General features: G+C 66.8%; 5 protein-coding genes. 4 read left to right on the forward strand and 1 reads right to left on the reverse strand.

Features of this window, described 5'->3' with window-relative positions; all coding sequences use genetic code 11:
• The first annotated feature begins 179 nt into the window (after positions 1-179).
• From RM96_RS28445 to RM96_RS28460, 4 genes are all read left to right on the forward strand, one after another.
• Positions 180-1151, forward strand: a complete 972-nt coding sequence (locus tag RM96_RS28445; protein ID WP_039015082.1) for a WD40/YVTN/BNR-like repeat-containing protein — start codon at positions 180-182, stop codon at positions 1149-1151.
• Between the two features lie 24 nt (positions 1152-1175).
• Positions 1176-3608 carry an efflux RND transporter permease subunit gene (locus RM96_RS28450; protein ID WP_039015083.1) on the forward strand — a complete coding sequence of 811 codons (2433 nt, stop codon included), beginning with the start codon at positions 1176-1178 and terminating at the stop codon, positions 3606-3608.
• 22 nt (positions 3609-3630) lie between these two features.
• Complete coding sequence (locus RM96_RS28455; RefSeq protein WP_039015084.1) at positions 3631-4872, forward strand: NADH:flavin oxidoreductase; 1242 nt, start codon at positions 3631-3633, stop codon at positions 4870-4872.
• 75 nt (positions 4873-4947) lie between these two features.
• Positions 4948-6033, forward strand: coding sequence for a Rieske 2Fe-2S domain-containing protein (locus tag RM96_RS28460; protein WP_039015085.1), 1086 nt, complete (start codon positions 4948-4950; stop codon positions 6031-6033).
• Between the two features lie 1048 nt (positions 6034-7081).
• Here RM96_RS28460 and RM96_RS28465 read toward each other — a convergent pair.
• On the reverse strand, positions 7082-8461 hold the full coding sequence (locus RM96_RS28465) for a DUF1329 domain-containing protein (RefSeq protein WP_039015086.1): 1380 nt from the start codon (positions 8459-8461) through the stop codon (positions 7082-7084).
• Positions 8462-9026 lie beyond the last annotated feature (565 nt).

Below are 9026 nucleotides of genomic sequence, written 5' to 3' on the forward strand. Positions count from 1 at the left end.
GGGGCGGGGGAGAGGGCCGGAGTCTCCACGAAGTGAGGCGTCACGGTGCCTGCCGAGCGCCGGCCCTCTCCCCCGGCCCCTCTCCCGCAAGCGGGAGAGGGGAGCAAACACTTCACTTCTATAAGCAGCCCGGCATGGACGGCCCGCCACGAGGCCGCATGCCATATGTAGGAGACATCATGAAACGACTGATCGGCATCGCCATGTCGCTGGCCGTGCTCGGCACCGCGGTATGGTCTTTCGCGCCGCGCCCGCTGCCACCGTTCGCGGCCACCGCGCTGCGCCCGGATGGGCTGCAGGTCAATGGCCTCGCGCGCGCCGGCGAACGCCTGGTGGCGGTGGGCGAGCGCGGCAGGATCCTGTTCAGCGATGACCAGGGGCGCAGCTGGCGCCCGGCCAGCGTGGACCAGCCGCAAGGCGCCGCGCTCACCCAGGTGGCCTTTGCCGACAGCCGCCTCGGCATGGCAGTTGGCCACAGCGGCTGGATCCTGCGCACCGAGGACGGTGGCGCGCACTGGCAGCAGGTTGCCTTCGACGCGCGCTCGTCCGACCCCCTGCTGGGCGCCTGGGCGCAGGCAAGCGGGTCATGGTTCGCGGTGGGCAGCTTCGGCCGCTTCCTGGTCTCGCGCGACCAGGGCAGGCACTGGGAAGAGGCTCCCGACAAGGCCATGCAGGACCGCCACCTCAACGCCATCGCCGGCGATGCGCAGGGGCGCCTGATGCTGGTCGGCGAAGCCGGGCTGGCGCTGCGCTCGACCGACGGCGGCAGCCACTGGGAGCTGGTGAAGACCCCCTACGAGGGCTCGCTGTACGGCGTGCTGCCACTGCGCGATGGCGCATGGCTGGCCTTCGGCATGCGCGGCAACGCGCTGCGCAGCGAGGACTTCGGCGCGACGTGGCAGGCCGCGGAGACCGGCCTCAGAACCTCGTTCTTCGGCGGCATCGAGCTGGCCGATGGCCGCATTGTGCTGGCCGGGCAGGGCGGCACGCTGGCGCTGTCCGCCGATGGCGGGCGCCACTTCGCCGCATTGCCCGCCGGCAGCCCTCAGACACTCGCCGCGCTGGCGCCCGCAGGCAAGCACGCGCTGGCACTGGGTGGCAATGGCGGGCTTGCCGGCGTGGCGCTCCCCGGCGCCGCCTTGGCCCGCTGACTCTCACAGGACGCGAGAACGACCATGAACCGCACCCAATCCTCCGGCCGCCTGGGCCGTTTCGTCGATGCCTGCGCCGGCGTGCTGATGCACCGGCGCCGGCTGCTGCTGACGCTGTGCCTGGCCGTGACCATGGCCCTCGGCTTCTCGGCCACGCGGCTGCGGCTCGATCCCGGCTTCAACAAGATGATCCCGTTGCAGCACCCGTACATGCAGGTGTTCACCAAGTACGCGAGCACCTTCTCCGGTGCCAATACCGTGCTGGTGAGCCTGCGCTGGAAGGGCGACGGCGATATCTACAACGCCGCCTTCATGGACAAGCTGCGCCACGCCACCGATGAAGTGTTCTTCATCCCCGGCGTGGACCGGTCGCGCGTGTTCTCGCTGTTCACGCCCAATGTGCGCTACACCGAGGTGACCGAGGCGGGCTTTCGCGGCGATGTGGTGGTGCCGGGGCGCTTTTCCGGCACGCCGGCCGAGCTCGACAAGGTGCGGCGCAATGTGGCGCGCTCCGGGCAGATCGGCCGCCTGGTCAGCAACGACCTGAGGTCCGCGCTGATCCGCGCGGAATTGCGGGAGACCGATCCGGCCACCGGCAAGACCATCGACTACAGCTCGGTCGCGCGCCAGCTGGAGAAGATTCGCGCGGAATTCAGTGGCACCGACGTCGATGTCAGCATCGTCGGCTTTGCCAAGCTGGTCGGCGATGTCGAGGCAGGCATTGCCAGCGTGATGGCCTTCTTTGCGCTGGCCTTCGCCGTGACGGCGCTGCTGCTGTGGCTCTATACGCGTTCGCTGCGCATCACGCTGCTGGCGCTGGTGGTGGCGCTGCTGCCGGTGGCCTGGCTGCTGGGCCTGCTGCCGCTGCTGGGCTACGGCATCGACCCGATGTCGATCCTGGTGCCGTTCCTGATCTTCTCGATCGGGGTTTCGCACGCGGTGCAGATGACCAATGCCTGGAAGCAGGAGGTGGTGCAGGGGCACAGCGCGCTGGACAGCGCAAGCGCGGCGTTCCGCAAGCTGTTCATACCCGGCACGGTAGCGTTGCTGACCAACGCGCTGGGCTTCATGGTCATCATGCGGATCCAGATCGACATCGTGCGCGAGCTTGGCATCACGGCCTGCCTGGGGGTGCTGCTGATGATCGTGACCAACAAGGTGTTCCTGCCGATCCTGCTGTCGTACACGCGGCTGGAGCCCTCGGCGCTGGCGCGCTCGCAGGCGCGGCGCGCGCAGGGCAATGGCGGGCTGTGGCAGAAGTTCGGTGCGCTGGCGCGCCGCGGCCCGGCCCTGGGGGTGTTCGTGGCCGCGCTCGCACTGCTGGCCGCGGGCGCGATCGAGTCGCGTGGCCTGAAGATCGGCGATGTCGGCAGCGGCGCGCCGGAGCTGCGTGCGGATTCCCGCTATAACCACGACAGCGCGAGCATCGTGAGCCAGTACAACATCGGCTCGGATGCGCTGACCGTGGTGGTGGAGCCCACCGGCTTCGACGACGGCTGCCTGCACTACCCGGTGATGAGCGCCGTGGAACGCTTCGAGATGCATATGCGCGGCGTGTCCGGCGTGCAGTCGGTGGTCAGCGTGTCGTCGCTGGCCAAGGTGGTGATCGGCGCCTACAACGAGGGCAATCCGCGCTGGGAGGCGCTGCCGCGCAGCAGCGAGGGCCTGAGCCAGGGCGCCAAGGCCTTCGACCCGGATAATGGCATGAATACGCCCAACTGCCAGGCCATCCAGGTGCTGATCTACACGGCCAACCACGAGGGCGCCACCATTGCCCATATCATCCGCGAGATCCGCCGCTTCAACGCCACCGACAAGACGCCCGACGTGGCGTTCCGCCTGGCCGGCGGCAACATCGGCGTGATGGCAGCCACCAATGAGGCGGTGGAAGAGGCCGAGGTGACGATGCTGCTGTCGATCTTCGGCGCGATCACGCTGCTGTGCCTGCTGACGTTCCGCTCGTGGCGCGCGGTGCTGTGCATCATCGTGCCGCTGACGCTGGTGTCGGTGCTGTGCAACGCGCTGATGGCGCGGCTCGGCATCGGGCTCAAGGTGTCGACGCTGCCGGTCATCACGCTCGGCGTGGGGGTTGGCGTCGACTACGGCATCTACCTGTACGAGCGCATCCAGCACCAGATCCGCGAGGAAGGGCAGGCTTTGCCGCAGGCCTTTGCCGAGGCGATGCGCCAGCGCGGCTCGGCGGCGCTGTTCACGGCGCTGACGATGTGCATCGGCGTGGGCACCTGGGCCTTTGCCGCGCTCAAGTTCCAGGCCGACATGGGGATCCTGCTGGCCTTCATGTTCCTGGTGAACCTGTTCGGCGCGGTGTCGATGTTGCCGGCGCTGGCCGCGTGGCTGGGCGTGGAGGATGAAGAGCGGGCGCGCGTGGCCGCCGGTGCCGCTGCGCGCGGCGAGGCGGCGCCACCGGCACACGCCCTGAAATCCGACGTGGTGTAAGACGATGGCCCGGAGAGACAGCATGCATGATAGCCAGGCCCCCGCCGCATTGCCGTTCACGCCGGTTCGCGTCGGCCCGCTTACGCTGCGCAACCGCTTTATCAAGGCGGGCGCCAACGAGGGCATGACGCCGCAGGGCCTGCCGACCCAGGCGCTGGTCCGGCACCACCGCGAGCTTGCCGCGGGCGGCGTGGGCATGACCACGGTGGCCTATGCGGCGGTGGCTGATGACGGACTGACCTTTTCCCACCAGCTCAGCATACGCCCGGAGCAGGTGCCGCACCTGCGCGTGCTGACCGATGCCGTGCACCGCGAAGGCGCGGCGGCCTGCCTGCAGATCACGCACGCGGGCTCCTTTACCACCATGCGCCACGCCGGCAGCCGCGCGCCGGGCAGCGCATCGTCCGGCCTCAATGCGTTTGGCATGCTGCACGGCGTGTATTTCCAGCGCGCCATGCGCGAGGCGGACATGGCACGCGTAGCCGGCCAGTTTGCCGCGGCGGCGCGGCTGGCGCGCGAAGCCGGCTTCGACGCGGTGGAAATCCATATGGGGCATGGCTACCTGCTCAACCAGTTCCTGTCGCCGCTGAGCAACCGGCGGCGCGATGCGTTCGGCGGCGGTGTGGAGAACCGCACCCGCTTTCCGGCCGCAGTGCTACGGCAGGTGAAGGATGCCGTCGGCGCCGGGATGGCGGTCTGCTGCAAGCTCAGCGTCAGCGACGGCGTGCCGGGCGGCAACCAGCCGGAGGATGCCGCCGTGACCGCGCGCATCCTGGAAGCGGAGGGCGCCGACCTGCTCACGCTCAGCGGCGGGCGCAACGTCGAGAGCCCGTGGGCACTGTTCGGCAGCCCCATGCCCACCGCGCAGATGAAGGCCGTCGCGCCCAGTGCGGTGGCGAGGTTCGGCATCACCATGCTGGAGAAGCGCACGCCGCCCGACCTGGCCTTTCGCGAGCTGTATTTCCTCGAGGCATCGCGCGTGGTGCGGCAGGCGGTGCGCATGCCGCTGGCCTATATCGGCGGCGTCAAGTCGCTCGACAACGTGGAGCGGCTGATGGAGGAGGGATTTGATTGCATCGCGCTGGCGCGTGCGCTGATCCACGACCCCGCGCTGGTCGCCAACTGGCGCAGCGGCGCGGTGAAGCAGTCTGCCTGTGACAGCTGCAATGGCTGCGTGGCCAGGATCTACGACCCCGCCGGCGTCAGTTGCGTGCATGGCCCCGGCAACGACCCGGCGCTCACGCGCATGGTTGCACTGCAGTAGTCCGATGAGACGATGAGCCGCCGGCCGGACGCTCTTATCTTGAAGCTCCCACGGGAATTCAAGGAGACAGACGCCATGACCGACGGCTACAGGAACGCCTACAAGATCGAATCACGCCCGCCCGAGGCCCGCTACGCGCGCGGCTGGCATTGCCTCGGCCTGGCCGATGCCTACCGCGACGGCAAGCCGCACACGCTGGATGTCTTCGGCCGGCGCCTGGCGGCGTTTGCCGACTCGTCCGGCGTCATTCGCGTGATTGACGGCCACTGTCCGCACATGGGGGCGGACCTGAGCACCGGCACCGTGCAGGGCGACAACCTGGTGTGCCCGTTCCACGGCTGGCAGTGGGGTGGCGACGGCGGCTGCAAGTCGATCCCGTATTGCAAGCGGGTGCCGCCCAAGGCCCGGGTCGGCGCCTGGGAGACTTGCGAGCAGAACCGGCTGCTGTTTATCTGGCACGACCCCGAAGGCCGCCCGGCGCCGCCGGAAGTGGCGATCCCGCGCATCGACGCCTGCTTCTCGCCGGAGTGGTCGGACTGGGCCATCGACGAGATGGTGATCCGCACCAACTGCCGCGAGCTGGTCGACAACATCTCCGACATGGCGCATTTCGGCGTGGTCCATGGCGCGCCGGTGGACTACTTCGCCAACCTGTTCGAAGACCACAAGGCCACGCAGCTGATGATCGGGCGCAGTGCCCGGCTGTCGGGCGATGCGCGCCTGACGGCGCTGTCCACCTACTTCGGGCCGGCGTACCACATCACCGAGATGACCGGCCAGATGGGCGACCAGCAGATCCACTCGATCCTGCTCAACTGCCATGTGCCGATTGACCTGAACAGCTTTGTGCTGCGCTACGGCGTGCTGGTGAAGAGGATCCCGGGGCTGTCCGAGGAGCAGAACCGCGCCATGGCGCAAGCCTACGTCGAGCAGGCGCGCCAGGCGTTCTATGAGGACGTGGCGATCTGGGACAGCAAGATCCGCATCGACAATCCACTGCTGTGCGAAGGCGACGGACCCGTCTACCAGATGCGCGACTGGTACCAGCAGTTCTACACTGACGTGGAGCAGGTGCGTCCGTCCAGTGTGGCACGGCGCGTGATCGAGCTTAACCCGGGCAATATCGAGCCGCCGGCGCTGCGGCATGTGTTCGAGGGCTGACGACAACCCTCACGGAATCCGCAGTATGAAAACCGCAGTTATTGCCGGTGCCGCCTCCGGCATGGGCGCGGCCGTGGGCCAGCGCATGCTTGCCGACGGCTGCCGGGTTTGGGGGCTTGGAGGGGATGCTGCTGGTGCGCCTGAGGTTAGTGGCTGCGGTTTGGCGCTGTCGTAGGTCGACGGCCCGGTTTCGCCCTGCCGGGCGACCTACTTTTGGACGGCGCCCAAAAGTAGGCAAAAGGCGCCGTCTGTCCTCGGCGGACGGCCAGTCTTATCGTAGTGTTCGACGGTTTTTGTACGGGTAATTGCTTCAGGGCATAGCTACGATGCCTGCCGCGTGGTAACGAGACGGCGCGAGGCATTGACAGGCCGTCCTCCCGACCTCGTGAGAGCGGAGTGGTACGCAGCTTGAGGCTCGTCGGTATGCGCAGCTGCATCGCGCACCACCGTCGTGGTCCAGAACCTCTTGCCGTAGGCACGCGGCTCGATGACCGAGCCACTCCGCTCTCACGAGGTCGGGAGGACAGCGCCGTTTCCGGCGTTGCCCCTGGCGATCTGCGCGGCAGGCAGTCCAGCCATGCCCTGAAGCGAATACCCGTACAAAAACCCGCGCACACTACGATAAGACTCCCGCCCGGCGGGCAAGAAGGCGCTTTTTGCTTCCTTTTTGGCGCAGTCAAAAAGGGAGTCGCCGGCTACGCCGGCGAAACAGCCACGCATGCCAAGAGCCAAATCCCGCGATCCGGCGAAGAACCCTCTTAAAGACGCTGGATTGCTCGCTGCACTCACCCCTTCGGGCCGTCCTGCGCACGTCCAACGCACCGCAGCGCATTGTCCCACCCGCGCGGGAATGACAGTACTGATTGAAGGCTTATCTGAACCGCATTAGACCCTAGGCCCAGAGTTTTCGGGAAACGCTTCGTGGGCAGACAGAGAGAAAGCAGCAGGCGGGCGGAGGCAACAGCGGGCGGGAGCCTTTGCCTTGCGGCATGGCCAGGGGGGAACCGGCCGGGCGCCAGAAGGCTGCGCCCGGCCGGGTATCACGCGATCAGGTACCGGACCCGCGCGCAGCGTCCGGAGAGAAGAACGCCTCGGTGAATTCGGGGCTGTTGTTCAGCGAGAACATCGGCCCTTCGTTGATCAGACGGTCGGCCATATAGGCGCCGGAAATCAGGTCATGGTAGAAGACCACGGTCGGATGATAGCGGCGTGCGTCATAGGCATACACCGAGGCCTGGAGGTTGGTGCGCCACAGCTGGCCGCGGCCATCGTAGTTGTCCGCCGCGCGGGCCTGCCAGGTATCTTCGTCAAGATACAGCACGCGCTTCGCATACTGATGACGGAAGCCAGACTTGAGCGTTGCCTCCAGCACCCATACCCGATGCAGCTCATAGCGCATGACGTCCGGATTGGCGTGGCCGGTCGTGAGCAGCTCCTTGTACTTGACCGACGTGCTCAGCAGCTTGTAGTTGTGGGACGGGACGTAGATCTCCTTCTTGCCGACGATCTTCCAGTTGTAGCGCTCGCCGGAGCCGTTGAAGAGGCGGTCGTCATCCACCGTGCGGAAGCCGCCGGGCCCCTGGGGCTGGTCAAAGCCGAACTCCGGCGCCTGGCGTACCCGCCGCGTGCCCGGGTTGTAGATCCAGGTACGGTTGGTGTCCGAGCCTTCCTGGTCCCACACGGCATAACCCACGATCACCTGGCCGCGGTCACGCAATGGCAGGTCGGTGGCCGTGCGGAAGAAGGAGCGCTCGTTGAGGGCGTTGTGCGGGTCGAACTTGCCGTTATTGCGCGGCGAAAGGATGCTGTACGAAACACGCCCCCACGCGATCGAGCCATTCGGATAGACCACGGCCTGGTCGTACTGCGCCTTCTCGGTGCCGACGGCCGACGAGAAGCGCTGGTTCCACAACAGCTCCATCGCAGTCTTCGGAATCGGGTAGGGAACCTGGGGCCCCGCGTCCTTCAGGCCGTTGGCATCGTCGGTCATGCTGACGGTGGTGGCGTGGGTGCGGATGTCCTTGTAGACGGCGTCTTCGTACCGGAAGTCGCGATGGCTCGGGTAGACCGGCATCCTGAAGGTCTCGGGGTACTTCTTGAACAGCGCCTTCTCGCCATCGCTCAGCCGCTCGGCATACTGGGCCATGTTCTGCGCGGTGATGACGAACAGCGGCTTCTCGTCGGCATACGGGTCAGGATAACGCTCGCCGCGCTGATACTTGACCTGGGGCGGGGTGCCCAGCCATTTGCCGCTCCACGCCGGGACATCGCCGTCCTTGCTGCCGGCACGCTCGGCGCCCATGGGCGTGAGGGTGCTGTCAAGCTGCTTGAGCTCCTCCGGGGTGGCCTTCGCCCACGCCGCCACGGCCAGTGCCATGCTGGTGGCCAGCAGGCCACCGCGTATCAGTTGTCTTGTGCTGGATTTCATTGAAGTCTCGCTCCTTGTAAGGGGGAATGGCCGGCGAAGCCTGTGTCAGGACGAAGGCCTCCCGCCATCCGGCGGCGGACCTGCCGGTCGGCATTCGTGCGCTCAGTTGCGGTAGCCGTTCGCTGGGACAGACCAGGCACTCGCGTGTGCCTGTGATGACAGCGTAGTGATGGCGCGCGCGTGGGGAATCGTTGGAACGGACTAGTGGGTTTCCCTAGCAGGCCGCGCTGCTCCGCTTGGTGCCTGAAACTGCACTCTCCAGTCATTACGCCGCGCTCGTGACTCAGTCGGGTGATGACAGGCTTCACTGTGCCGGTGCATATTCCGGTTTTCGGATGTACCTGCTCACGGAAGGTCGCGGAGGGGCGACTATCAGTTGTGGCGGTGCCGTGACGCGAAACGAGAATGATAAGAAATGTCCAACTCCGTGCGGCTGGGCTAGCCGAGCTGGAGGCCATTGCCCGAGTGCTAGTGTAGTGTTCCGTTCTTGATAGAACTTATATGAATTCGGCGTCTCCAATGCGCTACTGCGACACAGCGTGGAGAGAGCGAGTGCGAGTTGCCC

Source organism: Cupriavidus sp. IDO (genome assembly GCF_000812465.1).
Lineage (GTDB): Bacteria > Pseudomonadota > Gammaproteobacteria > Burkholderiales > Burkholderiaceae > Cupriavidus.